Source organism: Ferrimonas gelatinilytica, assembly GCF_039544205.1.
GTDB classification, from domain to species: domain Bacteria; phylum Pseudomonadota; class Gammaproteobacteria; order Enterobacterales; family Shewanellaceae; genus Ferrimonas; species Ferrimonas gelatinilytica.
Map to the genome: position 1 here is coordinate 99,693 of NZ_BAABLF010000005.1, position 26,041 is coordinate 125,733.

The 26,041-nt window shown below is 61.4% G+C and carries 19 protein-coding genes; 10 read left to right on the forward strand and 9 right to left on the reverse strand.

The features are described 5' to 3' along the window. Positions 1-245: 245 nt before the first annotated feature. Positions 246-2,693: an acyl-CoA dehydrogenase FadE gene (fadE, locus tag ABD997_RS02850; RefSeq protein ID WP_345315509.1), complete on the reverse strand. Its 2,448-nt coding sequence runs from the start codon at positions 2,691-2,693 to the stop codon at positions 246-248. A 235-nt stretch (positions 2,694-2,928) separates the two neighbouring features. On the opposite strand from fadE, the gene ABD997_RS02855 reads away from it, so the two are divergent. Then, positions 2,929-3,705: a class II glutamine amidotransferase gene (locus ABD997_RS02855; protein WP_345315510.1), complete on the forward strand. Its 777-nt coding sequence runs from the start codon at positions 2,929-2,931 to the stop codon at positions 3,703-3,705. Between the two features lie 6 nt (positions 3,706-3,711). Here ABD997_RS02855 and ABD997_RS02860 read toward each other — a convergent pair whose 3' ends face one another. Together ABD997_RS02860 and ABD997_RS02865 are read right to left on the reverse strand one after the other, a co-directional pair. Beyond that, positions 3,712-4,422 (reverse strand): DUF3108 domain-containing protein, encoded by a 711-nt coding sequence (locus tag ABD997_RS02860; protein ID WP_345315511.1) that lies wholly within the window; start codon positions 4,420-4,422, stop codon positions 3,712-3,714. Positions 4,423-4,430: 8 nt separating this feature from the next. Beyond that, complete coding sequence (locus tag ABD997_RS02865; RefSeq protein ID WP_345315512.1) at positions 4,431-4,799, reverse strand: MGMT family protein; 369 nt, start codon at positions 4,797-4,799, stop codon at positions 4,431-4,433. Positions 4,800-4,942: 143 nt separating this feature from the next. On the opposite strand from ABD997_RS02865, the gene fghA reads away from it, so the two are divergent. The 4 genes from fghA (at position 4,943) to ABD997_RS02885 (ending at position 11,106) form a co-directional block, all read left to right on the forward strand. Further along, positions 4,943-5,791, forward strand: a complete 849-nt coding sequence (gene fghA / locus ABD997_RS02870; protein ID WP_345315513.1) for an S-formylglutathione hydrolase — start codon at positions 4,943-4,945, stop codon at positions 5,789-5,791. A 149-nt stretch (positions 5,792-5,940) separates the two neighbouring features. Further along, positions 5,941-6,612 carry a translesion DNA synthesis-associated protein ImuA gene (gene imuA, locus ABD997_RS02875; protein WP_345315514.1) on the forward strand — a complete coding sequence of 224 codons (672 nt, stop codon included), beginning with the start codon at positions 5,941-5,943 and terminating at the stop codon, positions 6,610-6,612. Then, on the forward strand, positions 6,612-8,018 hold the full coding sequence (locus tag ABD997_RS02880) for a Y-family DNA polymerase (RefSeq protein WP_345315515.1): 1,407 nt from the start codon (positions 6,612-6,614) through the stop codon (positions 8,016-8,018). The genes imuA and ABD997_RS02880 overlap by 1 nt, the downstream gene beginning before the upstream one ends. After that, positions 8,005-11,106 carry an error-prone DNA polymerase gene (locus ABD997_RS02885; protein WP_345315516.1) on the forward strand — a complete coding sequence of 1,034 codons (3,102 nt, stop codon included), beginning with the start codon at positions 8,005-8,007 and terminating at the stop codon, positions 11,104-11,106. The genes ABD997_RS02880 and ABD997_RS02885 overlap by 14 nt, the downstream gene beginning before the upstream one ends. Before the next feature lie 26 nt (positions 11,107-11,132). Here ABD997_RS02885 and ABD997_RS02890 read toward each other — a convergent pair whose 3' ends face one another. Both ABD997_RS02890 and acs read right to left on the reverse strand, forming a co-directional pair. Continuing rightward, a complete protein-coding gene (locus ABD997_RS02890) occupies positions 11,133-11,750 on the reverse strand; it encodes a GNAT family N-acetyltransferase (protein WP_345315517.1) in 618 nt (205 codons plus the stop codon). 325 nt (positions 11,751-12,075) lie between these two features. Continuing rightward, a complete protein-coding gene (gene acs, locus ABD997_RS02895; RefSeq protein WP_345315518.1) occupies positions 12,076-14,034 on the reverse strand; it encodes an acetate--CoA ligase in 1,959 nt (652 codons plus the stop codon). Between the two features lie 155 nt (positions 14,035-14,189). On the opposite strand from acs, the gene ABD997_RS02900 reads away from it, so the two are divergent. Together ABD997_RS02900 and ABD997_RS02905 are read left to right on the forward strand one after the other, a co-directional pair. Continuing rightward, positions 14,190-17,609 (forward strand): hybrid sensor histidine kinase/response regulator, encoded by a 3,420-nt coding sequence (locus ABD997_RS02900; protein WP_345315519.1) that lies wholly within the window; start codon positions 14,190-14,192, stop codon positions 17,607-17,609. A 115-nt stretch (positions 17,610-17,724) separates the two neighbouring features. After that, the gene (locus ABD997_RS02905; protein WP_345315520.1) at positions 17,725-18,546 is read left to right on the forward strand and encodes a pirin family protein; all 822 of its coding nucleotides are present in this window, start codon (positions 17,725-17,727) and stop codon (positions 18,544-18,546) included. Between the two features lie 63 nt (positions 18,547-18,609). Here ABD997_RS02905 and ABD997_RS02910 read toward each other — a convergent pair whose 3' ends face one another. Together ABD997_RS02910 and katG are read right to left on the reverse strand one after the other, a co-directional pair. Then, the gene (locus ABD997_RS02910; RefSeq protein WP_345315521.1) at positions 18,610-19,107 is read right to left on the reverse strand and encodes an MOSC domain-containing protein; all 498 of its coding nucleotides are present in this window, start codon (positions 19,105-19,107) and stop codon (positions 18,610-18,612) included. 105 nt (positions 19,108-19,212) lie between these two features. Further along, the gene (gene katG, locus ABD997_RS02915; protein ID WP_345315522.1) at positions 19,213-21,432 is read right to left on the reverse strand and encodes a catalase/peroxidase HPI; all 2,220 of its coding nucleotides are present in this window, start codon (positions 21,430-21,432) and stop codon (positions 19,213-19,215) included. 306 nt (positions 21,433-21,738) lie between these two features. Between katG and ABD997_RS02920 the strand changes: the two genes are divergently transcribed. Further along, on the forward strand, positions 21,739-22,416 hold the full coding sequence (locus ABD997_RS02920; protein WP_345315523.1) for an HAD family hydrolase: 678 nt from the start codon (positions 21,739-21,741) through the stop codon (positions 22,414-22,416). A gap of 101 nt (positions 22,417-22,517) precedes the next feature. Here the strand turns inward: ABD997_RS02920 and ABD997_RS02925 are convergent, their stop codons facing one another. After that, positions 22,518-24,059 carry an MFS transporter gene (locus ABD997_RS02925; protein WP_345315524.1) on the reverse strand — a complete coding sequence of 514 codons (1,542 nt, stop codon included), beginning with the start codon at positions 24,057-24,059 and terminating at the stop codon, positions 22,518-22,520. 188 nt (positions 24,060-24,247) lie between these two features. After that, positions 24,248-24,622, reverse strand: coding sequence for a winged helix-turn-helix transcriptional regulator (locus ABD997_RS02930; RefSeq protein WP_425557034.1), 375 nt, complete (start codon positions 24,620-24,622; stop codon positions 24,248-24,250). A 146-nt stretch (positions 24,623-24,768) separates the two neighbouring features. Here ABD997_RS02930 and ABD997_RS02935 point away from each other — a divergent pair, with 146 nt between their 5' ends. Both ABD997_RS02935 and ABD997_RS02940 read left to right on the forward strand, forming a co-directional pair. Further along, the gene (locus ABD997_RS02935) at positions 24,769-25,350 is read left to right on the forward strand and encodes an NAD(P)H-dependent oxidoreductase (RefSeq protein ID WP_345315525.1); all 582 of its coding nucleotides are present in this window, start codon (positions 24,769-24,771) and stop codon (positions 25,348-25,350) included. Between the two features lie 60 nt (positions 25,351-25,410). Next, positions 25,411-25,974, forward strand: coding sequence for a redoxin domain-containing protein (locus ABD997_RS02940; protein ID WP_345315526.1), 564 nt, complete (start codon positions 25,411-25,413; stop codon positions 25,972-25,974). Positions 25,975-26,041: the final 67 nt, after the last annotated feature.

The following is a 26,041-nucleotide window of genomic DNA, read 5'->3' on the forward strand; positions in this document are numbered from 1 at the left end:
GTTGACGTTAACTCGTTGTTACTTCGTTGTAAAGTATCGAGGTCGAGATTGTTTATGCCTGAAAGGTATCTGTGCCCAGTTTGTGCCTTTTAAGTTAATGGTCATTGGGCGGGGCACTGTCTGCGGGTGTCGGGGAGGGGAGCGGTCGCCAGTATCGGGAGGGTTCGGAAGGTGAGAGGGAAATAAAAAAGCCAGTCACAATGTGACTGGCTTTTTCGACGTCTTAACGCGGCAGTAATGGGCGATTAGGCCGCTTTACTCTTCTTGGCTTTGACCGCAGGCCGGCTTGCCTTCAGTTCATCGGAGTCGAAGTCGCTGACGTTGATCGCCTTCAGGCGGCCCTGCTCGGCGTCGCGCAGCAGCTGCGCTTCCTCTTCGCTGATGGCGCCTAGGGTCAGGCCACGCTCGGCGACCTTGTCCAGGAAGATGAAGGGCAGCTTTTCGCCGCTGGCCTTGCAGACTTTGTCGAAGATCGGCTCTGCCGCAAGGATCAGTCCCAGCGTATGCTCCAGCTGGCCCAGCGCGTTGTTGGCATGGTTCTCCAACCACTGACCCTCGATAAGACGGTCGCGTGCGGCGCAAGGGGTCTGCAGGATGCGGGCAACCTTATGATCCAGCACGTCGGAGGGACGCTTCATCGGCAGTCCAACCGGGAACAGCAGGAATTTCAGTACGCCACCGAAGGCGGGGAAGTTGTCCAGCAGCTCGACCAGTGCGGTTTGCAACTTGTGCAGGGAGTCTTCAACGGCCCACTGCAGCAGCGGCAGGTCATCGCTCTGACGTCCCTCATCGTGGAAGCGCTTGAGGGCGGCAGAGGAGAGGTAGAGCTGGCTAAGCAGATCACCGAGACGTGCGGATACCCGCTCCTTGCGCTTGAGGCTGCCGCCGAGCAGACCCATGGCCAGGTCAGACAAGAGGGCCAGGTTGGCGGCAAAGCGGTTCATGTGCTGGTAGTAGCGCTTGGTCTTATCGCCGAACGGGCTGGCGGAGAATCGTGACGAGGTCAAACCCAGCCAGAAGCTGCGAACCAGGTTGGAGAACACGAAGCCCACGTGGCCCCATACAGCCTTATCAAACTCCTTCAGGCCCCGCTGACGGTCGCTATCAAACGCCGCTTCCATCTCCTTCAGGACGTAGGGGTGGCAGCGAATGGCACCCTGGCCGTAGATGATCATGGAGCGTGTCAGGATATTGGCCCCTTCCACGGTGATGGCGATCGGCGCCCCCTGGTAACCGCGGCCGATGTAGTTATCCGGGCCCAGGCAGACACCTTTACCACCATGGATATCCATGGCATCGATCAGGCACTTCTGCATCCGGTCGGTCAGATGCATCTTGACGATGGCGGAGATAACGGAAGGCTTTTCACCCAGGTTCAGACCGGTGGTGGTCAGGGCGGTGGCGCCATCCATCAGGTAGGCGTTGCCACCTAAGCGTGCCAGCGGCTCTTCGATCCCCTCCATCTTACCGATGGGGAGTTTGAACTGACGGCGGATCCGAGCGTAGGCACCGGTCGCGCCAGCGGCGGTTTTGATCCCACCGGCGGAGTTGGAGGGCAGGGTGATGCCACGGCCAACGGAGAGGCATTCCACCAACATGCGCCAGCCCTGGCCAGCCATCTTGGCCCCACCGATGATGAAGTCCAGCGGCAGGAACACCTCTTCGCCCCGGGTTGGCCCGTTCTGGAAGGTGCTGTTCAGCGGGAAGTGGCGGCGGCCGATCTCCACGCCGGGGATCTGGGTCGGAACCAGGGCACAGGTGATACCCAGCTCCTCCTTGTCGCCCAGCAGGTGGTCAGGGTCACGCAGCTTAAAGGCCAGACCCAGTACCGTGGCGACGGGCGCCAGGGTGATGTAGCGCTTGTTCCAGGAGACCTTCATGCCGAGGGTCTCTTTGCCTTCCCACTCGCCCTTACAGACAATACCGAAGTCCGGGATGGCGCCAGCATCGGAGCCAGCTTCCGGAGAGGTCAGGGCAAAACAGGGGATCTCGTCGCCAACGGCCAGGCGCGGCAGATAGTAGTCTTTCTGCTCTTTTGTGCCGTAGTGTTGCAGCAGTTCGCCCGGACCCAGAGAGTTGGGAACGCCGACGGTGGAGGCGAGCACGGTGGAGTGGCCAGCCAGCTTCTGCAAGATGCGTGACTGGGCATAGGCACTGAACTCCAGGCCGCCGTACTGCTTCTTGATGATCATGGCGAAGAACTTGTTGTCCTTCAGGAACTGCCACACCTCTTGGGGCAGGTCCGCCAGCTCATGGGTCACCTCGAACTCGTTGACCATGCGCATCACCTCTTCTACCGGGCCATCGAGGAAGGCTTGTTCCTCATCGGTCAGGGTAGGTTTGGTGTAGTTGTGCAGGGTGTTCCAGTCCGGAGCACCGGAAAACAGCTGCGAATCCCACCAGGTGGTGCCGGCTTCGATAGCGTCTTTTTCGGTTTCAGACATCTCCGGCATGATGCCGCGGAACGTCTTGAGGATCGGCGCGGTCAGCAGTGCCTTGCGAACCGGCGCGATGTTGAGGGGGGCGAAGATCAGGACAAAGGCCGTCCAGGCCAGTTCTCCGGTGATCCCCAGTACCGAGCCAACCACCATAAAAGCGGCAGTGACGGCGGTAAAGATGAACAGCGATGCGCGCTGATAGAGCAGCGCACTTAAAACTATGATGGCCGCGAGGCTCCAAATCAGAGTTGTCACGAGCATTCTCCTTGTCGTTTCCGGGCTCGCCATCCCAGTGGTCGGATGTGCGATGGATCCCAGTTTACGCAGAATTGGTCGGGCCTGTCACGATTTTTTTAAACGCCCGTTTTATTTTTCCCGAGCGGTGGTGAGACAGGGCTAATGGACGCCGAGGTAAAGGCATACTTGGGGTGATCGGCGTAACTCGCTATCCTGTTGCCTCAAAGGGTTTAACGGGTAAAAGAATCCCCTCATGTGTGAATTGCTGGCGATGAGCGCCAATGTACCGACGGATATCGTGTTCAGTTTTACCGGCTTGGTGGAGCGGGGCGGAAAAACCGGTCCCCATAAGGATGGCTGGGGGATCACTTTTTATGACGGTTGGGGCAACCGGACGTTTAAAGACAGCGATCCCAGCTGCCACTCCGAGGTGGCGAGCCTGCTCAAGGCGTATCCTATCCGGTCGAAAACCGTGATCAGCCATATCCGCCAAGCCAACCGGGGCAAGGTCTCGCTTGAGAACACCCACCCCTTCGGCCGTGAACTGTGGGGACGGAACTGGAGCTTTGCCCACAACGGGCAGCTCTCCGGCTACAAGGAGAAATTGACGCCGCTGCGCTTCCTTCCGGTGGGGGCAACCGACAGTGAACTGGCGTTTTGTACCCTACTGGACAAGTTGGCGCAGAAATATCCGACCCCGCCGGCGCGCCGCACCACGGCGTTTCGTTTCCTGGCCCGGGAGGGCAAGAAGCTGCAGAAGTTGGGGGTGTTCAATATGCTGATCTCCGATGGGCGCTACCTGCTGGCGCTGTGTGGCAACCACCTGCACTGGATCACCCGCCGGGCTCCCTTTGGCGAAGCCCGTTTAATCGATACTGAGATGGTGATCGACTTCCAGAAAGAGACCACCCCCGATGACGTGGTGACGGTGATCGCCACCCGGCCACTGACCAGCAACGAGCATTGGCACCGGATGGCACCGGGCAGTTGGTGCCTCTTTAAAGATGGCGAGGTGGTGGCAAAGGGATGAGCGGCCCTAGGGCTCGAACTCCACCTGCTTAAGCTGCATGTCGGCTTTGAGTTTCCCCTCTTCGAAATGGGCCAGCCGTGCCACGATGTAGTCCAGCTCCGGCACCAACCAGAAGATGGTCTCTTTCTCGCTGTTGGGGTCACGGATCCGTTCGATCTTCACCGTCTCCAGTGTGCCGAAGGGCAGCTTGAGGGTTTCGGTACCGGTCACCTTGAAGTGGTATTCCCGGCGACCGGTTTTCTGGATGAAGGGGTAGTACATCTCGGTCACGCCGTTGGCCACATCCAGGCGCAGCTGCTGCTGGTAGAGCAGGGAGTCGTAGATGGGGGGCGTCAGTTCGAACTCCGCCTGGCGTTTCTTGTACTGGGCGTGGATGTTGTCGCTGCCGTGATCGAAGGTGATCTCGGCGCCGAAATCTGGTCCGCTGCCGCTGCGCTCCATGCGGTAGTGCTGGGGCATCAGACCCTCATCCGTGACGGTAAATTCCGTATGTTCGGTGCGCTTGTCGGAGAGGAAAAGGTACTTCACCGCACTTTCATACCCCAGCCGGTAACGGTTTTCGGCCAGCTTTTCCAGCTCATAGCGGCCGCCCCCCAGGGAGCTTGAGCCGTGGTACACCTCGTACTGGGCCTGGAAGGGAGTGTAGAGATCCGCCCGGGCCACCGCAGAGGCGGCCAGGGCGCAGGTGCAGAGCAGGGTTACCAGGATAGCGCGCATGAGTTTCCTTAATAGTCCAGTTGCCAGAGTAGCTCGGCCAGATCCGGCTGCCACTGATATTCCGACATTTTTACCCGCCCTTGGTTCACCGTTACCCCCTCATTGCGCAGATGTTCTATCTGTCGTTGATAGCCTGGTGAGGTTTTGGGAATGGTAATTTTTCCCCCGGCACCGATCACCCGGTACCAGGGCAGGGATCGTTCGGTCGGGGCCAGTTTCAGCGCCCGGGCGGCAAGCCGGGCACGGCCGGGTTGGCCGGCGAGATCCGCCAGTTGACCGTAGGTGACCACCCGACCATAGGGCACCTGTTCAAGGGTATGCCATATCTTCTCCAGCGCCGAGGGTTGTGGCGGGCAGGGGTCATCAAGGGGGTGCATGCAAGGCTATGGTTTCGGTTTGGGTGTCTCAGACTAGCAAGTTTACCCGGCCGTGACCACAAACGCGGGGTCGTCATGAGGTTTCCACGGATCCTCGCTGGCTGGGTTCGTGCTATGGTCGCAGTGGGGAAATCTAACAGGAGATGTCCATGGAACTGCTCTCTCAGCAGGCCGTTTTTGATGGCTGGCTAAGGCGTTATCGTCACCACAGTGAGTCAACGGGCACGGAGATGGTGTTTGCGGTATTTCTGCCACCGGCGGTGGCGGCAGCTCGGATGCCGGTTCTCTACTGGCTGTCGGGCCTGACCTGCACCGATGAAAACTTCTGCCAGAAAGCCGGTGCGTTCCGGCTGGCGGCGAAGTTGGGGCTGGCGATCGTCTGCCCGGACACCAGTCCGCGTGGGTTGGATCTGCCTGGAGAACACGAGGAGTATGATCTGGGCTCTGGTGCCGGTTTCTACGTCAATGCCACCGAGGCTCCCTGGTCCGGGCATTACCGTATGTACGACTATGTTACCGATGAGCTGCCATCCCTGGTGGAGGCGATGCTCCCAGTCAGTGCCGACAAGGGGATCGCTGGTCACTCCATGGGGGGCCATGGCGCCCTGATCGCGGCGTTGAAAAATCCGGGTCAGTACCAGTCGGTCTCTGCCTTTGCGCCCATCGTCCATCCCAGCGCCGTACCCTGGGGCCGCAAGGCGTTTCGTGCTTACCTTGGCCCCGATGAAACCCAGTGGGCGGAGTACGATGCCACCTTACTGGTGATTGACGCTAAGGAGCGGCTCCCCATCTTGATCGATCAGGGCAGTAAAGATGCCTTCCTGACAGAGCAGTTGCAGCCGGAGCGATTCCAGGCCGCCTGCCAGTCGGTGGATCATCCACTGACCCTGCGCATGCACCCTGGGTACGACCACAGCTACTATTTCATCGCCAGTTTCATTGACGACCATCTGCGTTTCCACGCCGAGGCGCTCGGGCTGGCCACCGGATAAGGTTACGTCGCTCCTACCGAGTCCAGAGACACCGCGGCCCCTCAGGCGCCGCGGTGTCTCTTTTTCTCCTGACCCCCTTGCCTCTCTCCGGGTGATCTTCGCTATACTGTATATATGTACAGCTATTGAGTTGTGGAGAGCAACACAAAATGAACCCGGATGTTTCCCCCCTGCTTCGACGCCCCGACATCTGGCTTGGGCGGCAGTGCCAACCGGAATCGACTGGGATACCCAGCGGGTTTGCGAGTTTGGATCGTCAGCTGGCCTGGCAGGGCTGGCCCCCCTGTGGGGTGGTGGAGCTGATCGGTGATGGCCACGGGGTCCTGGGGATCACCGAACTGCTGCTGCCCCTGTTCAAGGCCCGTCAGCGGGGAGACCGCTGGCAGTTGCTGGTGGCGCCGCCGGCGCTGCCCTATGCTCCGGCCTGGGCAGACAGTGGCATCGAATTGTCACGGTTGATCTGGGTCTCCTGCGAAGCGCGCAAGCAGCAGCTCTGGACACTGGAGCACAGCCTCAAATCGGGGTGCTGCAGCCTGATCCTGGCCTGGCTGCCATCATTAACCGCGCCGGAAGCCCGGCGTTTGCAGCTGGCGGCCCAGCAGGGGGAGACCCTGCTGTTGCTGCATCTGCCGGAGTCGGTGCTGGCTCAGCAACATGCCGTGGCGCTGCGGCTGCAGTTGGGGCCCCAGCCCCAGGGATGCACCGTACAGCTGCGCAAGCAGCGGGGCGGCTGGCCCACACCGGCGATCCCGCTGACCCTGCCTCATCGGCCTGAACCCGAACCGCCTCGAAACCGCTCTATCTTGCAGGGACCCTGGTGATGTGGCTGGGACTGCACTTCCCGGACCTGAGCCTGCATCAGCAGGTGCGTGCCCAGTTGGCACCGGAACAGCCGGTGGCGCTGCTGTCCGGGTACCCCCTGACGGTCGCTCAGTGTAACGCTGCCGCACGGCGCCAGGGGGTAGCCGTGGGCCAGAAGGTGGCCACGGCCACGGCACTGTGCGAGGGGCTGCAACTGCTGCCGTCGGATCCGGATCGGGATCGGGAGGGGCTGGAGCAGCTGGCGCAGTGGGCGTATGGCTTCAGTGCCCAGATCAGCCTGGAGCCTCCCCAGGGGCTGGTGCTGGAAGCCCGCTCCATGCTGCGCCTGTTTGGCGGGATCCCCCTCTGGCTGGCGCAGTTGCAGCAGGGGCTCCACGCCATGGGGCTGCCCTGGTCGGCTGCCTTGGGGCCAACGCCGCTGGCGGCATGGCTGCTGGCCAGTCAGGGGGAGGAGGGCTGCTGCCAGGTGGAATCGGATAAAGCCTTGGCACGGCTCTTTGGCTGCTCCCTTCACCAGCTGGGCCGGCCCGAAGCCGCCAGCCTGGCTCAGATGGGCGTGAAAAGTCTGGGACAACTGATGGCGCTGCCCCGAGCCGAGCTGGGGCGACGCTTCGGGGCAGAACTGCTGCTGTGGCTGGAGCGTCTGCTGGGAACCCGGCCGGATCCTCGCCCGGACTATGTGCCACCCCAGGCGTACCGCCGCAAGCTGATCCTGCTGGAGGAGGTGGTGCATCTGCAGGGTCTGCGCTTTCCACTGAAGCGCCTTTTTACGGAGTTGGGAGAGGTGTTGCGCCGACGCCAACTGGCGTTACCTGTACTGCAGGTGCGCCTGCATCACCGTCATCGCCCCTGCACCGAGATCGCCCTGCGGGGAGCGGGCAGTGAGCATCGGGCCGAGGCCTGGATGGCGCTGTGCCAGCTGAAGTTGGAGCGTCAGGTGCTGTTTGAACCGGTGACGGAGATCGAACTGGTGGGGGCGCAACTGCAGCCCCTGCAGATCCGAAACGGCGCCCTGTTCACCACAACCGCCCCGGATGGGAAGGCGGAAGATCTGCTGGCCCAGTTGGCAGCCCGACTGGGCAGCTCCCGGGTGCGTGGCCTCTGTGCTCTGTCGGAGCATCGACCGGAGTATGCCGTGGATCCGGTGACGCCGGGCCAGGGTGGGGACAAGCGCAGCGAGCAGTCTGAGAGTTATCCCCTTCATCGACCCCATTGGCTGTTCAGGGAGCCGCAGCCCATCGTCCGGGAGGAGTATCGCTTGTTACGGGGGCCGGAGCGGCTCGAATCCTGCTGGTGGGAGGCGCAGCCGGTGGCCCGGGACTATTTCCTCGCTCAAGCCCGCTGTGGTGGGCTGTGCTGGCTGTTTCGCAGTGCTGAAGGGTGGTTCCTCCATGGCTGGTTCTGATCCCCTGGCCTACGCCGAGCTGCACTGTTTCAGCAACTACAGCTTCCTGAAGGGGGCCTCCCATCCGGATGAGCTGGTGGCAATGGCCGCCGAGTTGGGATACCGGGCGCTGGCGCTGACCGATGAGTGCTCTGTAGCCGGGGTGGTGAAAGCCCACGAAGCGGCCAAGGAGCGGGCGCTGCCCCTGATCGTCGGCAGCCATTTTCGCCTTGGTGAGGCGCATCAGGGCGATACCCTGGTGCTGTTGGCACAGAGTCGCTGCGGTTACGGTCAGCTCTGCCGTTTGATCACCACCGCCCGGCGCCGTTGCGATAAGGGGCGTTACCGGCTGACGTGGAAGGATGTCGACGCAACAGACCTCAGCGATTGCCTGCTGCTGTGGCAACCTCGCGCCCCTGCCGTCGCCGGCGCGCAGGCCGCTGCCTTGGCAAAAGCCTGGAAAGACCGCCTCTACCTGCTGCTGGAACGTGTGCTGGTCCCCGGGGAGGGGGCTCAATTGGCCGACCTTCTGACGCTGGCGGAGCGGGCCGGGATCCCGCTGGTGGCGGCGGGTCAGGTACGGATGCACCGGCGGGAGCGCAAGCCGTTGCTGGATGTGCTGGAAGCCATCGATCATGGCTGTACTCTGGCCCAATCCGGGGATCGCCTTGCGGCCAATGCGGAGGCCTACCTGAAGCCTCTGGCACTGCTTGAGAAGCGCTACCAGTCCCAGTGGCTGGCACAGAGCGTGGCCATCGCACGGCGCTGCCGGTTCAGTCTGGACAGCCTGCGTTATGACTACCCGGCGGAGCTGGTGCCCGAGGGGATGACGGCATCGGAGTATCTGCGCCAGGAGGTGACAGCGGGGGCGCATCGCCGCTTTGGAGAAAGGGTCCCCGATGGCATCGCCACGCAGATCCAGCGGGAGCTGACCCTGATTGATGAGCTGGATTACCACCCCTTCTTCCTGACCATCTACGACATCGTCCGCTTTGCCCGCTCCCGGGGGATCCTGCATCAGGGGCGGGGCTCGGCGGCCAACTCGGTGGTGTGCTACTGCCTGGGGATCACCGAGGTGGACCCAACCAAGGTGAACCTGCTGTTTGAGCGTTTCCTTTCCCGGGAGCGTAATGAGCCACCGGACATTGATGTGGATTTTGAACATCAACGCCGTGAGGAGGTGATCCAGTATCTCTATAGCAAGTACGGGCGGGATCGGGCTGCCCTGGCGGCAACGGTGATCCGCTACCGCTTTAAGAGTGCCCTGCGGGACGTGGGTAAAGTGTTGGGACTGGATCCGGCTTTCCTGGAGCACCTGGTGCGGCGAACCGACCGGCGGGACCCGACGCTGCCCTGGCAGGCACAGCTGCGTCGACTGGGGCTGGATGCGCAGGAGGGGGCGGCAGCCCACCTGATACCACTGGTAGAGCAGCTGCTGGGATTCCCCCGCCACCTTTCCCAGCATGTGGGGGGCTTTGTGATCGCGGCCGGCCCCCTGCATGAGCTGGTGCCGGTGGAAAACGCCGCCATGACCGGGCGGACGGTGATCCAGTGGGACAAGGAGGATCTGGAGGCGCTGGGGCTGTTGAAGGTGGATATCCTGGCGCTGGGGATGCTGACGGCGATCCGGCGCTGCTTCGACCTCATTGGCCGGTGGCGCGGCCAGCCCATGGGCATGGAGGAGGTGCAGTGGGAGCAGCCACAGGTGTACAACATGTTATGCCAGGCGGACAGTGTCGGGGTGTTTCAGATCGAGTCCCGGGCCCAGAGCAACATGCTGCCCCGACTGCGGCCTCGCTGTTATTACGATCTGGTGGTGCAGATCGCCATCGTCCGTCCCGGTCCCATCCAGGGTGACATGGTTCACCCCTACCTCCGTCGGCGCAACGGGGAGGAGGCGGTCAGCTACCCCAGTGAGGCGGTCAGGGCGGTGCTGGATCGCACCTTGGGGGTCCCTATCTTCCAGGAGCAGGTGATCAAGCTGGCGATGGTGGCGGCGGGATTTTCTGGTGGCGATGCGGACCGGTTGCGTCGCGCCATGGCGCGCTGGCAGCGGCCCGGTGAGCTGGCGCAGTTTGAGCGCAAGCTTAAAGCCGGTATGGCCGAGCGGGGTTACAGCGCCGAGTTTGCGGACCAGATATTTCGTCAGATCCGCGGTTTCGGAGAGTACGGTTTTCCCGAGTCCCACTCCGCCAGCTTTGCCCTCCTGGCCTACGTCTCCGCCTACCTGAAATACCACTACCCGGTGGCCTTTACCTGCGCCTTGTTGAACAGCCAGCCGATGGGGTTTTATACCCCCTCGCAACTGGTGCAGGATCTGCGTCGCCACGGAGGGAACGTCCTGCCGGTGGATGTGCAGTTTAGCCACTGGGATCACCGGCTCGAGTCGGTGGCGGGCAAGATGGCGTTGAGGCTCGGGTTTCGTCTGGTTCGGGGCCTAGCCCAAGAGGCGGGGCAGCGGCTGCAGCGGGTCCGGCCACCGGGTGGGTTTACCGACCTGTCCCAGCTGGTGCGGCTCAGTGAATTGAGTCAGGGGGCGCTGGCGGCGCTGGCGGCGGCAGACGCCCTGAAGGGCGTTGCCGGTGATCGGCACCAGGCCCGCTGGCAGTTGGCGGCCCATGCGCAGCAGCTGCCGTTGTTCCATGAGCTGGGCGAGGGGGAGGGTGAGTCGGTCAGCTTGCCGGCCCCGTCGGAGTCGGAAGCGGTCCTGGGGGACTACCGCCATACCGGGTTGACCCTGGGGCGTCATCCCCTGAGCTTGCTACGACAGCAGGAGGCGCTGGCAGGGTGCCTGACGGCAGAGCAGCTGCCACAGTGTCGGCATGGCCAGGTTGTAACCCTGGCGGGATTGGTGGTGGGAAGGCAGCGGCCGGGGACCGCCAGTGGTGTCACCTTTATCACCCTGGAGGATGAAACCGGTAACGCCAACCTGGTGGTCTGGGCGGACACCGCCCGTTATCAGCGCCAACCCTATCTCACCGCACGGCTGCTCAAGGTTAAGGGGGTGGTGGAGAAGGCGGGAGAGGTGATCCACCTGGTGGCGGGCCGTCTGGAGGATCGAACGGATCTTATTGAGGGGTTGGACTCACGCTCCCGGGATTTTCACTGAAGGTGGCAGCACCGGAGCCGTTCCCATCAGGGCTCGATCCCCTGGTGCATGGCGGTCAGGGTAGCGTGGTGCGTGGCATTGTCCCGACAGGGCGGGTTGTGGGTATCCAGGGTGACGGTGAACTCACCCTCGTCGTAAACCAGCTCCGTGGGGTAGCCCAGGCCTTTGAGCAGTCGCAACATCGGCGTGTTCTCCGAGTGAACCAGGGCGATAACCCGAGTGATCCCCCAGAGCCGACCCGCCTCTACCAGCTTGGTGTTGAGCAGTCGTCCCAGTCCGCGGTGTTGCAGTTCATCGATCACCAGGCAGGAGAGCTCCGCCACATCGGAATCCGGGGTGGCCCGGATCAGCCTGCCGGCGGCGCCTAAACGCTGCTCCGGGCCCCAGAGGGCCACCAGGGCCAGGTGGGTTTTCGGGTCGACACGGGTGTAACGCTCAATCTCGTCCAGCGTCGGTTGCTGGATAACGCGGAAGAAGCGCATGTAGAGGCTGCGCTGAGACAGGGTGGGGTAGAGTGCCAGCATCTCATACTTGTCGTCCGGCTCTATGGTGCGGATCACCACAGGGGCACCCTCCCGGGTCTGGCAGTTGAGGTAGAACCGCTCAAGATCGACGCCCTCTAAGGGGTTGATTGCTTTTGCCATTACCATTGAAATCTCCCTTGTCACAGGGTGCCAGTATAGACCTGGTCAGTGGGTTGTTATCGAGATCCCGGCCACAGATAGTGCGCAATGATTGCGCGACAAAAGGTGCTGCTTATGCCCATCTCATTCACTATACGCCCTGCCGAGCCACTGGCAGCAGTCAAAGGGGCCTGCCTCCCTTTCGCCTTCGAGCCGTGAATGGCTAATGGCAACAGTGCCGCTATTTCAAACTTTTCAATAGGAATGTATTCGCCTGCTCCGGAAGTCCGCGAAGAACCCAAAAAAAGCCCGCGGGTGCGGGCTAATTGTTGGGAAAGATTCCGACTTACTCGCGGGCCCGGTTGAGTCGCGTGTCGATGAGGCTATCGAGCACCGAGGGATCCGCCAGGGTGCTGGAGTCGCCCAGGGCTCCCACCTCGTCGGCAGCGATCTTGCGCAGGAAGCGACGCATGATCTTACCGGAGCGGGTCTTTGGCAGGCCAGGGGCCCACTGGACCAGATCCGGCGAGGCTAGGGCACCGATCTCGTTACGCACCCATTGACGCAGTTGCTGACGCAGCTCCTCGGTCTGCTCAACCCCCTGGTTCAGGGTGACGTAGGCGTAGATCCCCTGACCCTTGATATCATGGGGGTAGCCCACCACCGCGGCCTCGGCCACATCAGGGTGCGCCACCAGCGCCGACTCGATCTCGGCGGTACCGAGGCGGTGGCCGGAAACGTTGATGACGTCGTCGACCCGACCGGTGATCCAGTAGTAGCCGTCCTCGTCGCGCTTGGCACCGTCACCGGTGAAGTACATGCCTCGGAACGTCTTGAAGTAGGTCAGGACGAAGCGCTCATGATCTCCGTAAACGCTGCGCATTTGGCCCGGCCAGGAGTCGAGCAGGACCAGGTTGCCCTCGCCGGGCCCTTCGATCAGGTTCCCCAGGTTGTCCACCAGTGCCGGTTGGACACCGAAGAAGGGGCGGGTAGCACTGCCCGGTTTGAGATCCGTGGCGCCGGGCAGCGGCGTGATAAGACAGCCACCGGTCTCGGTCTGCCACCAGGTATCCACGATGGGGCAGCGGGACTTGCCAACCACCTCGTAATACCAGCGCCAGGCCTCCGGGTTGATGGGTTCGCCCACGGAGCCCATGATCCTCAAGGTGCTGCCGTCGAGCTGGTCGAAGTGCTCTTTGCCTTGGGCCATCAGGGCCCGGATCAGGGTGGGTGCGGTGTAGAGGATGTTGACCTTGTGGCGATCGATCATCTCCGCCAGGCGGCTTGGGCCCGGGTAGTTGGGCACACCTTCGTGCATCAGTATGGTGGCACCGTTGGCCAGCGGCCCGTACACCATGTAGGAGTGGCCGGTGATCCAGCCCACGTCGGCGGTACACCAGTAAACTTCGACATCGCGGTAGTCGAAGACGTACTCGTGGGTCATGGAGGCGTACACCATGTACCCGCCGGTGGTGTGCAACACCCCTTTGGGTTTCCCGGTTGACCCTGAGGTATAGAGGATGAACAGCGGATCCTCCGCATCCATCTCCCGGGCTTCGCAGTGCTCCGAGGAGAGTGCCATCAGGTCGTGCCACCAGATATCCCGTCCTTCGACGTGCTTGACCGCCTCGTTACCGGTGCGCTTGAGTACGATCACCTTTTCGATGGTGGTGACATCGGGGCTTTCCAGTGCCGTGTCGATGTTGGCCTTGAGGGGGATCACCCGCCCGCCGCGTACCCCTTCATCGGCGGTGATGATCACCTTGGACTGGCCATCGTTGACCCGGCTGGCGATGGAGTCCGGGGAAAAGCCACCAAAGATCACTGAATGGATGGCGCCGATGCGGGCACAGGCCAGCATGGCGACTGCGGCCTCCGGCACCATTGGCATGTAGATGGTCACCACGTCGCCGCGACGCACGCCCTGGCTCTTCAAGGCGTTGGCAAAGCGGCACACCTCGGTATGAAGCTCGGTGTAGGTCAGGGTGCGCTGCTCGCTGGCATCATCCCCCTCCCAGATGATGGCGGTCTGATCACCACGTTTCTCCAGGTGGCGGTCCAGGCAGTTGTAGCTGGCGTTGAGAGTGCCATCGTAAAACCACTTGATGAACAGGTTGTGGTCGTCAAAGGAGGTTTTGCGGACCTTGGTAAAATCCTTGAACCAGCTGATCCGCTGGCCGTGCTCGCGCCAGAACCCCTCGGGATTGACGATGGACTCCTGGTACATCTTGCGATACTGCTCGTCATTGAGCTTGGTGGATCCGGCCAACTCGGGGCTGACGGGATAGAGAGACTGCGTACTCATTCGGTTTTCCCTCTCCTTTCGACTGGGGTAGAGCAAGTTTTCCAGTCCCTTGCCGGGCTCACCATTAGACGATAGTCGGTGGCTTGCGGCCACTTTGCGATATCGGTCTTTGCTGGCACACTGGTCGCAAGGAATTTTTTGCCAGTGATCGGCCCATGCTCTCCTCCTACAGTGTGTTACTCATCTGCCTGCTTTACATCACCCTGCTGTTCCTGGTGGCCTGGGGTGGAGAGCGTTGGATGGGCCGGCTCAGCCGTCGGCCGGCGGCGATGATCTATGGCCTCTCTCTCGCGGTGTACTGCTCCAGTTGGAGTGTGCTGGGAACCGTGGGTCAGGCTGCCGAGGATCCCTGGGCGTTTCTGCCCATCTACATCGGCCCCATTTTGCTGTTCACCGTGGGTTTTGGCTTTCTGCGTCAACTGGTGACCGTCTCCCGCAACCAAAGTATCACCTCGGTGGCAGATTTTATTGCCGCCCGCTACGGCAAGTCCCAGTTGCTGGCGGGCTTTGTCACCCTGATTGCCACTCTGGGCTTGATGCCCTACATGGCGCTGCAGTTGAAGGCGTCGGTGTTCTCACTGGGACTGTTTCAGAGCGGCGCTCTGCTGGATGATGATCTCCTTGCGCTGCTGATCGCCGCGACCCTGGCGCTCTTCGCGATCCTCTTTGGTACCCGAAAGCTGGACGCGACTGAGCATAACCCGGGGATGATCCTGGCGGTGGCCTTCGAGTCTGTGGTCAAGCTTTCCGCCTTTTTGCTGGTGGGGATTGTGGTGATCTTCACTGCCTTTGCGGGGCCGTCGGATGTGATTGCTCAGGCTCAGTCCCTCGGGGTGGCGCCCTCTTTGCAGTTGGACCTGGCAGAGATTGGACCCGAGCTGCTGATCGCCACCGCCGCCTTTGTCTGCCTGCCCCGGATGTTTCATGTGATGGTGGTGGAGTGCGAGGACACCGGTTTTGTCGACCGGGCCCGCTGGGTACTGCCGGTCTACCTGGTGCTGATCTCCCTGTTCGTGATCCCGCTGGCGCTCTCCGGCCGGGTGCTGCTGGGTGACACTGTTGCCGCCGATACCTACGTCATCAGCCTGCCGCTGGCACTGGGCCAGGAGTGGTTGGCGGTGGTGGCGTTGTTGGGAACCATCTCCGCCGCTACCTCCATGGTGATCGTGGCGGTGGTGAGCGTTTCGGTAATGATCAGCAACGAATGGCTGGTGCCACTGCTGCTGAGGACCGGGCAGATCCGCGGCAAAAATTACGATCAGTTCGCTTCTCGCCTGCTCAATGCCCGACGGGTGATCATCGTTCTCCTGCTGGCGGCGGCCTACGGCGCCTACCAGAGTCTTGGTCATGAGGGGTCGCTGGCGCGGATCGGGATGCTCGCCTTCGGTGCCTTTGCTCAGCTGGCCCCGGGTTTGATGGGGGCCCTGTATTGGAAGCGCGGCCACCGTAATGGCGTACTAGCCGGTTTGCTGGTGGGCTTCTTTGGCTGGCTGCTGGTGATGTTTAAGCCGATGCTGGAAACGGCAACCTTTACCCTTTTTGGGGTGGCCGATGATATGGGCCAGCTGGCCCTGGTTCTGCTGCTCAATACCCTCTGTTTCATTGTGGTTTCGCTTTTATCCCGCGCGTCGGTACGGGATCGTATCCTCGCCTCCAACTTTGCCCAGCAGCCCGGTGGTGAACGGGAGGGCGGACGTCGGGTGGGCAGCGTCAGCCAGCAGGATCTGTTGTTGCTCTCCAGCCGCTTTGTCGGCCCCGGCCGGGCCTACCAGAGCTTCGCCCGGGCGTTTCCCTCCGCCGTGGCCCGGGATACCTGGAACAAAGTGGCGGACCAGAGCATGGTGGCCCACAGTGAACGCATGATCGCCTCGGTACTGGGTGCGTCCTCTGCGGCGATGGTGATGGACAGTGTCCTTCAGGGGCGGGATCTTGCCCTAGAGGAGGTGTTTACCCTGGTGGATGAGGCCAGTGCCAAGATCCTGATGAGCCAGGATCAGATGCGTGGCGCCATCGAGCATGCCTTCGAAGGGATCAGCGTGGTGGACTCGGATCTGAATGTGGTGGCCTGGAATCGCCGTTACGAGGAGCTGTTTGATTATCCCGAGGGCTTTCTTCAGGTGGGGATGCCGGTGGCCAGCATCATCCGATACAACGCCCGGCTTGGTCGTTGTGGTCCCGGTGAGGTGGAGGCGCATGTCGCCAAGCGGGTCGAGTACATGAAAGCGGGCTCGGCCCACACCTCCGAGCGCAAGCGCAGTGACGGCCGGGTGATACGGATGCGGGGCAATCCCATGCCCGGTGGCGGCTTCGTCATGACCTTCTCCGACATCACCGACTTCAAGGCCCAGGAGGCCGCGCTCAAGGAGGCCAACGAGACTCTGGAGGCGCGGGTGGCGGAGCGGACCTCGGAGCTGGCGGCGGCCAATGCCCGCCTGCTGGAAGCCAAAACCGCCGAGGAGCAGGCAAACCAGTCCAAGACGCGGTTCCTGGCCGCCGTTGGGCATGACCTGATGCAGCCCCTCAATGCCGCCCGGCTGTTTACAGCGGCCCTGATGCAGGGCGGAGCCCTGACCGAGGCGGATCGCAAGAGCGTGGCCAATATTGCCGGTTCACTGAAAGGGGCCGGCGAGATGCTGTCGGACCTGCTGGATATCTCCAAGTTGGAGGCGGGGACTTTGGCCGTCAACCGCCGCAGCGTCAACCTGGGCACCGTCCTGAAGCCGTTGACGGTGGAGTTCGAGGCGATGGCGACGGCCAAGGGGCTGCAATTCTCCCACGCCCTGCGGGATCTGACCATCGACACGGACCCCAACCTGCTGCGCCGCATCGTACAGAATTTCCTCACTAACGCGTTGCGATATACCGATAGCGGACGGATCCTGCTTGCCTGCCGTAAGCGCGGGGAGCAGGTGGAGATCCAGGTGCTGGACACCGGCTGCGGCATCGATACAGCGGACGTGGAGGAGATCTTCAAGGAGTTCCGCCAGCTGGATCGCAGCGGTGAGCGCACTGGCCTGGGCCTGGGCCTGGCCATTGCCGAGGGGATCGCACAAGTGCTTGACCATCCGCTTAAGGTCCGTTCGGAGTTAGGACGGGGCTCCCTCTTCTCGGTCCAGGTGCCCCTGGCCCGTGTCGCGGTGGCGGCGGAGGGAATGGCGGCGCTGACCGCCCGCTCGGCGCCGCTTAAGGGGGTCAAGGTGCTCTGTATCGATAACGAGGAGCAGATCCTGGCAGGCCTCTCCTCCCTGCTGGGCCGATGGCAGTGCGAGGTGGTTATCGCCCGGGATCTCAATGATGCCCGGATCCAGCTTGGCCTGAACGGCTTTGCGCCGGACATCATCCTGGCCGACTACCACCTGGACCAGGGGCAAACAGGCCTGGAGGCGATGGAGCGGCTCAGGGAGCGTTACGGGCTGGATCTGCCGGGGATCCTAATCACAGCCGATACCCGCAAGGAACTGATGGAGGAGGTGGAGTCCAAGGGCTTCGGTTTCATGGCCAAGATGGTCCGGCCTGCAGCCCTACGGGCGATGATCTCCGCCTCGCTGCGAAGCACCGCCGCCACTGGCCGTTGATCGTCGCTGAGCGTCCTAATAAGTCGAACGTTATGGCCAAATTAACGCGGTATCATTTCGATTGGGTTGGGGATACATTGAGCTCATTGTCAACGAACCTGATCAGGAGAAGATCATGACGCTGCGACCACTGCTTCACGTGGAGTCCGCCCGCCCCACCCAGGATGGGGACGGGGTCAAAATCCGCCGTATCGCTGGCTTTACCCAGCATAAAATGGATCCCTTCCTGATGCTCGATGAACTCAAGGCGGACGAGGCCAAAGATTACATCGGCGGCTTTCCGCCTCACCCTCACCGGGGGATCGAGACCCTCACCTACATGCTCCAGGGGCATTTCCGTCACCAGGACCACATGGGCAACGTCGGTGAACTTCGAGATGGCGGGGCCCAGTGGATGAGTGCCGGTCGCGGGGTGATCCACTCGGAGCTGCCTATCAGCACCGAGGGTCAGCTGCATGGATTCCAGCTCTGGATCAACCTGCCGGCGGCGAAGAAGATGCAAGCCCCAGCTTATCGTGATTTCCAGCCGGAAAGCGTCCCTGAGGTCGCCCTGGGTGATGTCCTCTCCGCCCGCGTGATCAGTGGTGAGTTAGCGGGAACCCATGGGCCGCTGCGGGATCCTGCAGTGCCGATCCTGGTCGCAGATCTTCGGGGTAGCGGCTCAGTGACCCTCCCTGTCACCTCCGACTTCAAGGTGATGGCCTACCTGTACCGGGGTCAGGTTCGCTGCGGCAACCAGGTGATTGACGCGGGCCAGATGCTCTTTTTCGGCGAGGGCGACCAGTTGGCGCTCGAAGGGGAGGGGATGGGACTCTTGCTGATGGCCGGGCGTCCCATCGGTGAACCGGTGGTTCACTGGGGACCTTTCGTGATGAACACCCAGGCGGAGATAGAGCAGGCGGTTCGGGATTACCAGTCCGGTACGCTTACCGATTAACGCAACTTTCCTGTCACGGGAGGACACTGGTGGAGGCGCCGGTGTCCGATGACGTGTCCTGGACTAAGGTTCGCGATCCAATACGCGCACCGGATCCCCCGGCCGCAGGACCCCCCCTGACAGGATACGTGCACAGATCCCTCCGTGGCCCCGCATCGCCTGGTAGCCGCCAGGTCCCAGGGCGGCCTCCATCTTGCGGCAGGGTGCGCAGGCCGATGTCCCCTCCAGCAGGGTTTCCCCAATGAGAAAGCGCCGCTCCTTCAATGCCAGGAGATTGATGCCGGTGACCACCAGGTTGCGGCGCAACTGCTCCGGCATCACCATCCTTACGCCGGTCAGCGCGGCGATCACCCCGAGGTGCTCCGATTGAATGAGCGTGACCTGGCGTTTACTGCCGGGCCGAGAGGGGAAGTGATCGCCCTGGATCCCCTGACCGGTGAGCAGGATGGCCTCGGTGAGGGCGAGCATGGGGGCGTTTCTGGCGGGGCGGACCCCGATCCAGGTCAAGCTGCCCTGCTGGGGCAGGGGCAGGTCCCGGGTACTGAGGGGGTGTGGGGCCATGGCGTTGCCACCCTGTGACGATGGGCGCGGCATGCCCGTCGTTTCGCGAAGGGGAATAGAAAAGGGGCGGCATTCAGCCGCCCCTTTGTCATTGTAGGTTAAGGATCACTGCAGATCGAAACGATCCAGCTGCATCACCTTCACCCAAGCCGCGACAAAGTCGTCGATGAACTCGGCTTCGGCGTCATCGGCGGCGTAAACCTCGGCGATGGCGCGCAGCTCGGAGTTGGACCCGAAGATCAGATCCACCGGCGTCGCCGTCCACTTCTTGGTGTTGCTGCTGCGATCCCAACCTTCATACAGGGCATCACTGCCCTCGGCTTTACGCCACTCGGTCGACATATCCAGCAGGTTCACGAAGAAGTCGTTGGACAGGGTGCCAGGACGCTGGGTGAACACACCGTGGTTGCTGTCGCCGCTGTTGGCACCCAGAGCACGCATGCCCCCCACCAGTGCGGTGGTTTCCGGCACGCTCAGGGTCAGCAGGTCGGCTCGCTCCACCAGGCTTTGGGTGGGGGAGAGGCGGCTCTCACCGCTGTAGTAGTTGCGGAAGGCGTCAGCCTTGGGCTCCAGTACGGCAAAGGCGACGGTGTCGGTTTGTGCCTGGCTGGCGTCGGTGCGTCCCGGCGTAAAGGGCACTTCGATCTGGTGGCCCCCCTGCTTAGCGGCCTGCTCAATAGCCGCGGCACCGCCGAGGACGATGAGATCCGCGAGGGATACCCGAGTGCCATCACTCTGCTTACGGTTAAAGGCGGTTTGGATCTTCTCTAGGCGCTTGAGAACCTTGGACAGTTGGTCCGGCTCGTTTACCGCCCAGGTTGCCTGAGGTGCCAGGCGCAGGCGAGCGCCGTTGGCACCACCACGCATGTCGGTACCGCGGTAGCTGGCGGCGGAAGCCCAGGCGGTCAACACCAGCTGCTGAGTGCTCAGCCCGGAGTCCAGCAGTTCCGCTTTCAGCTGGCGGATGTCGCCCTCATCGATCAGCGGGTGATCCACTGCCGGGACGGGATCCTGCCAGATCAGCACCTCGCTGGGGACTTCACTGCCCAGGTAACGGGAGAGCGGGCCGAGATCCCGGTGGGTCAGCTTGAACCAGGCCTTGGCGAAGGCCAGCTCAAACGCCTTGGGATCTTTTTGGAAGCGCTTGGCGATCTCACGGTAGCTGGGGTCGAATTTCAGCGCCAGATCCGTGGTGAACATGATGGGGGCATGCCGCTTGGCAGGGTCATGGGCATCGGGCACCAGGTTGGCGGCATTTTTATCCGTGGGCACCCACTGCGTGGCTCCCGCCGGACTCTTAGTCTTGACCCACTCGAAGGCGAACAGGTTGTTCAGGTACTGGGAGCTCCAGCTGACCGGGGTTGCTGTCCACGCCCCCTCCAGGCCACTGGTGATGGTATCCGCCCCTTTTCCCGAGCCGCATTTGTTGGTCCAGCCGAACCCCTGCTCCTCGATGTCCGCAGCAGCAGGCTCAGGTCCGACGCAATCCTCCGGGCTGCGGGCACCGTGGGCCTTACCGAAGGTGTGTCCACCGGCGATCAGGGCCACGGTCTCCTCATCGTTCATCGCCATGCGACCGAAGGTCTCGCGAATGTCCTTGGCGGCCAGAAGGGGATCCGGATTGCCGTTGGGGCCCTCCGGATTGACATAGATGAGCCCCATCTGCACCGCAGCCAGGGGGTTTTGCAATTCGCGGTCGCCTTTATAGCGTTCGTCCGCCAGCCAGGACTGCTCCGGGCCCCAGTAGACCAAGTCAGGCTCCCAGTCATCCTCACGGCCACCGGCAAAGCCGAAGGTGTTGAAGCCCATGGACTCCAAAGCGACGTTACCAGTCAGTACCATGAGATCCGCCCATGAGAGGCTCTTGCCGTACTTCTGTTTCACCGGCCACAGTAAGCGACGGGCCTTGTCCAGGTTGGCGTTATCCGGCCAGCTGTTGAGGGGTTCGAAACGCTGCTGACCCCCCCCGGCGCCTCCGCGCCCATCGGCGACCCTGTAGGTACCGGCACTATGCCAGGCCATGCGGATGAAGAAGGGGCCATAGTTGCCATAATCCGCTGGCCACCAATCCTGGGAGGTGGTCATCACGGCTTCGATATCCTTTTTCACCGCGGCCAGATCCAGCGCCTTGAAGGCTTCGGCGTAATCGAAGTCATCATCCAGGGGGTTGGACTCTGCGGCGTGCTGACGCAAGGGGCTCAGGTCCAGCTGTTGGGGCCACCAGAAACTGGGTGACTTGGCTCCGGGCTGAGCGCCCACGTAAGTGACCGGCGCAAAAGCCAAAGTGACGGCTATGGCGCTGGCGGTTAACGCTTTTTTGAACATGATCATTTCCTTTCCTGAGGATTCGCAATTAGTTATAGCTTCTTTGCGTTGATGTTTTGGCTTTTTTGCCCCGGGGAAAAGGGATTGAGTCGTTCGAGATTTCTAATCGATGAATTGGTTTGATTCTGCCGGGCTGGCAATCTTGAGTCGATTATGCCGCGATGTTCGCCCTGTTAACCCGCCGGTATCGCCCGGTGCCGTGGTAGGCTATGACATCTTGCTGGGCGGTGCTAAACCGGTCACCGCTAAAAAATGCCGTGGCGGCCTGTTTTGCCGCATGGATCGATTCTGCTTTGGGAGAGAGTAATGAGTGTTTCCGCGGCCATTTTCGATATGGATGGGCTGCTGCTGGATACCGAACGGGTCTGCATGTCCATTTTCCAGCAGACTTGTGAAGCACAGGGGTATCCCTTCCTGGAGCCGGTGTACCTCTCCATTATCGGATGCAACGCCGGCGGGATAGAGCGGCTCTTGCGCCAGGGGTACGGTCCGCAGTTGGACTACCCCAAGCTCAGACAGGCCTGGCGCCAGCGCTATCATGCACGGGTGGCCGAGAGTGCCATCCCCATCAAGCCGGGCGTGCAGGCCCTGCTAACCTGGTTGCGTCAGCAGGGCGCCCCACTGGCGGTGGCCACCTCTTCGGATCGGGAGCTGGCAGAGGTAAAACTGAGACTGTCGGGCCTGGCCCCCCTGTTTGATTCTGTGACTACCGGCTGCGAGGTGGTTCATGGCAAGCCACATCCGGAGATCTACCAGTTGGCTGCGCGCCGGCTCGGGGTGGATCCCCGCCACTGTTTGGCGTTTGAAGATTCCAACAACGGCAGCCGAGCGGCCGTTGCGGCGGGGATGATCACCTACCAGATCCCGGACCTAGTGCAGCCGGACGAGACCACCCGGGCACTGGGACACAGGGTGTTACCCAACCTCTTTGCGGTGCTGGAAGAGTTGCAGCAGGCCAATGGCAGGGTTCCGCTGCCAGCTTAGATCTTAGGATTGGTCGTATAACTAGAAGGCCGCCCGAGTTGATGGGCGGCCTTTTAACGTGGCTGGAGGGGGGGGCGGTCAGCCATCGTATTCGCGAACTGTTACTGTATCGCGCTGCGTGACTGCAACCCTTTGAGCCACCGGCCGTAGAGTAGGATCCCCAGGGCGGAGAAGCTGCCGATGGCGGCGATCAGATACCAGGCGAAGCCGATGTTGTGCATTTCGTACAGGGTTTGAGTTAACACTTGGGCGCTTTGCCCGCTTACCTGCACCAGGGTGGTAAATGCCTCGCCGTGGGGAATGGCAGCGATGGCATCCGGCGTCAGCCCCTCCTGAGCCAGCATCTGGCGGGAGAAGGTCTCCTTCGAGGCGTAGATCTCGTAGAGTTTCGGTCCCCAGTAGCCCTCCAGACCCCAGCCGATTCCCTGGGGCAGCATCACAAACCCCAGGTACATCGCTTTTTTGCCCACCGGGGCGATGTTGCCCATGAACTCGTTTTTCTTGGGACTGATCATCATCTCGCCAAGGCTGAACAGGGCAATGGCAAAAACCATAGCCCAGGCAAAATTGGAGCTGCCGATGATCAGGAACGCTGCGATGCTGGCCAGCGCGCCGGCGACCATGGCGGAGGTGATGCGAAAGCGGGCGGTTAATGCGGCGACCAGGAAACAGCTGGTCATGATCATGCCGGCATTGAGGTTCAACATCCCTTCCGGCATCACGCGCGTACCGCTGTTGTCCAAGCCGAGCCAGAACTGGGCAATGCCGTTTTGGGTGCCCTCCGGGCCGAACAGGTCCCGTACGATGACGCTGGTATCCACCCATTCGGAGATGTGTACCGGCAAGACATCAAACAGGGCATTGAAGAGGAACCAGAAACCGGAAAAGACGATCATGTACCAGAACACCACCGGTTTTTTCAGCTCCTGCCAGGCATCGCGCCAAAGAGGGGTCTGGGTCAACTCCCCACTTTTTATCCTGGCCTGGCGGGCCAGACGCTCCGCTTTGCCAGGCTCTTTGTAGGTCAGCAACAGCAGGAAGTTCAGGGAGATGATGGCGGCACAGGCAAAGAAGACGTTTTCCCACGCCAGCTGGCGCAGGTGCACCGCCATCAGCGGGCCGAGAAAGCCGCCGATATTGACGGTTTGGTAGAAGATCCCCCAGGCCATGGAGCTGTTATCCCGACGTGTCGCCAGTACCAGGGTGCCCTGGATCCCGGGTTTGAACACACCGGTACCACTGGCCAGCAGCACGGCGCCGGCCATGAAGCCCCAGAAACTGGGGAAAAAGGCCATCAGCAGGTAACCGCCGATCTTCATCACCGTGGAGAGGAAGATGGTCTCCTTATAGCCGATCCGGTCGGACACTCCGCCGGTGAAGACCGGAATGAAGGTCTGCAGTAGGGCCCAGACCATCAGGATGATGCCGAAGTCCCCCATGGTGATCCCCAGACCGCCGGCGGAGGCTGGGGCCTGGGCGTAGAGGGCGGCGGAGCTTTTGACGCCGTAGTAAGCGAGACGTTCGATCAGCTCCATGCCACCGACCAGCCAGAAGACATAGCTGAGGCTGGCGATGGAGGCCCATAATCCCAGTTGCTTTACTTCCGTAAGGTCATTGCTGCTGTTTGTATTGGTTGTTGTCATCCTGAAGCGGCCTTGATTCGGCGTTTTGTTATAAAAATTTCGCCATAGCCTACATGGGGGTAACAGCCGAGAAAACCTTTCATCACCACTCCGTCACGGATCTGCTGTAAGGGTGGCGCACCGGCTGGCGGAATTCGCTTCAGCGGTGCGCAACTTATCTCGCATCGGACGCTCAGCCGGCTGAAGGATCAGATATCGTGCTTCTCGGCCCAATACTTCAACTGTTCCAGTATCGCCAGTGAGGAGCGGCCAAACTCAGTAATGGTGTAAGAGACGGCGATGGGGCGATCATTGAGGACAGTTCGGACCAGCAGCCCCTGCGCCTCCATCTCCTTGAGGCGCTGGTTGACCATTTTCTTACTGGCACCGCCGAGCATGCGGGTGAGATCGTTAAAACGTACCGGCCCCTCTTTGAGGTGCCAGAGAATAGAGCCTTTCCATTTTCCCCCGATGATGCGCATTCCTCGTTCGATGGGACAGGGCTCCATGCAAGGTTCTATGGTCACTTTGTGTTCGGCTTTCTCTACTTTGTCGCCGGGATAATGGGGGATGGGAGTTGGCATGGTGACCTCACTTTTATCTGGGCGCTGCACTGTCGGCAGATTTCAGCGATGGGCGAAATGGTGGTTACAAAAAGTATACTGGTTGATTATGGTTTCTTGCAACGTCAGACTGCCTCCAAACCGTGAAATCCGATTTGGAGACAGAGATGAATTTACTGATCATCAACACCCACCAGCCCTATCCCTTTTCCGAGGGCAAACTCAGTGCCGCCCTGGTTGAACTGGCGCAGCAGCAAGCACAAGAGAAGGGGTACCAGGTACGCCATACCGAGATGACGACGAACTATGACGTGGAGGAGGAGATCGAGAAGCACCTCTGGGCGGACCGGATCCTGCTGCAGATCCCGGTGAACTGGATGGGGGTGCCCTGGTCGTTCAAGAGATACATGGATGAGGTCTATACCGCGGGGATGATGGGGGCATTGTGTGATGGCGATGGCCGCAGCCGTGAGGACGCAAATCGGCAGTACGGCACCGGTGGCAAGCTTGGTGGTAAGGCGTACCTGATGTCGCTGACCTTTAATGCGCCGGCGGAGGCCTTTGACGATCCTGACCAGTGGCTTTTCAAGGGTAAGGGCGTGGATGACCTGCTCTATCCGCAGCATATGAATTTTCGATTCTTCGGTATGGAGCCGCTGCCGACCTTTGCCGCTTTTGATGTGATGAAGAACCCCCAGGTAGAGCAGGATCTACAGCGCTATCGGGAACATCTGCAACGCTACTTGTGACCAGCTCGTACTATTCTCAATAACCTAAGCTTTTTCTCTTTCTCAATGACGGAGCTAAATATGGAGAAGAATCAGAAACTGCAGGCTGGCGCGATCTTTCCTCATGTCATGGTGACCACTTTGGACGGCGACGAGGTGACGCTCGGTGTACCCCGCGGCCACTGTGAATGGCAGCTGGTGGTTATCTACCGTGGTCGGCACTGTCCGTTGTGTACTAAGTATCTCAATGCGCTCGAGGGGCATGTCGAGGCGCTGAGCGAAAACGGCATCGATATCATTGCCGTGACCGCTGATCGCCGTGACCAGGTGGAGGAACACCTTAGCCGCCTGACGGTCTCCTTTCCCATCGCCTATGGTCTGACGGAGGAGCAGATGGAGACCTTGGGCCTCTACATCTCCCTGCCACGCTCCGAAGAGGAGACCGACCATAACTTTCCTGAGCCGGGCCTGTTTGTGGTGAACGAAGAGGGGCACCTGCACGTGGTGGATATCTCCAATAACCCCTTTGTGCGTCCTGAGCTGGAGTCACTGGTTAAGGGGCTCGCCTGGATCCGGGATCCGGAGAACCATTACCCCATTCGTGGCACCTGGCAGGATGCGGAGTCAACGCTGCTATACCGCTAGCAGGGCGTCGTCTAAAGGCAACAAAAGGGGAGAGCACAGGCTCTCCCCTTTTTGCGAGATCACGCTT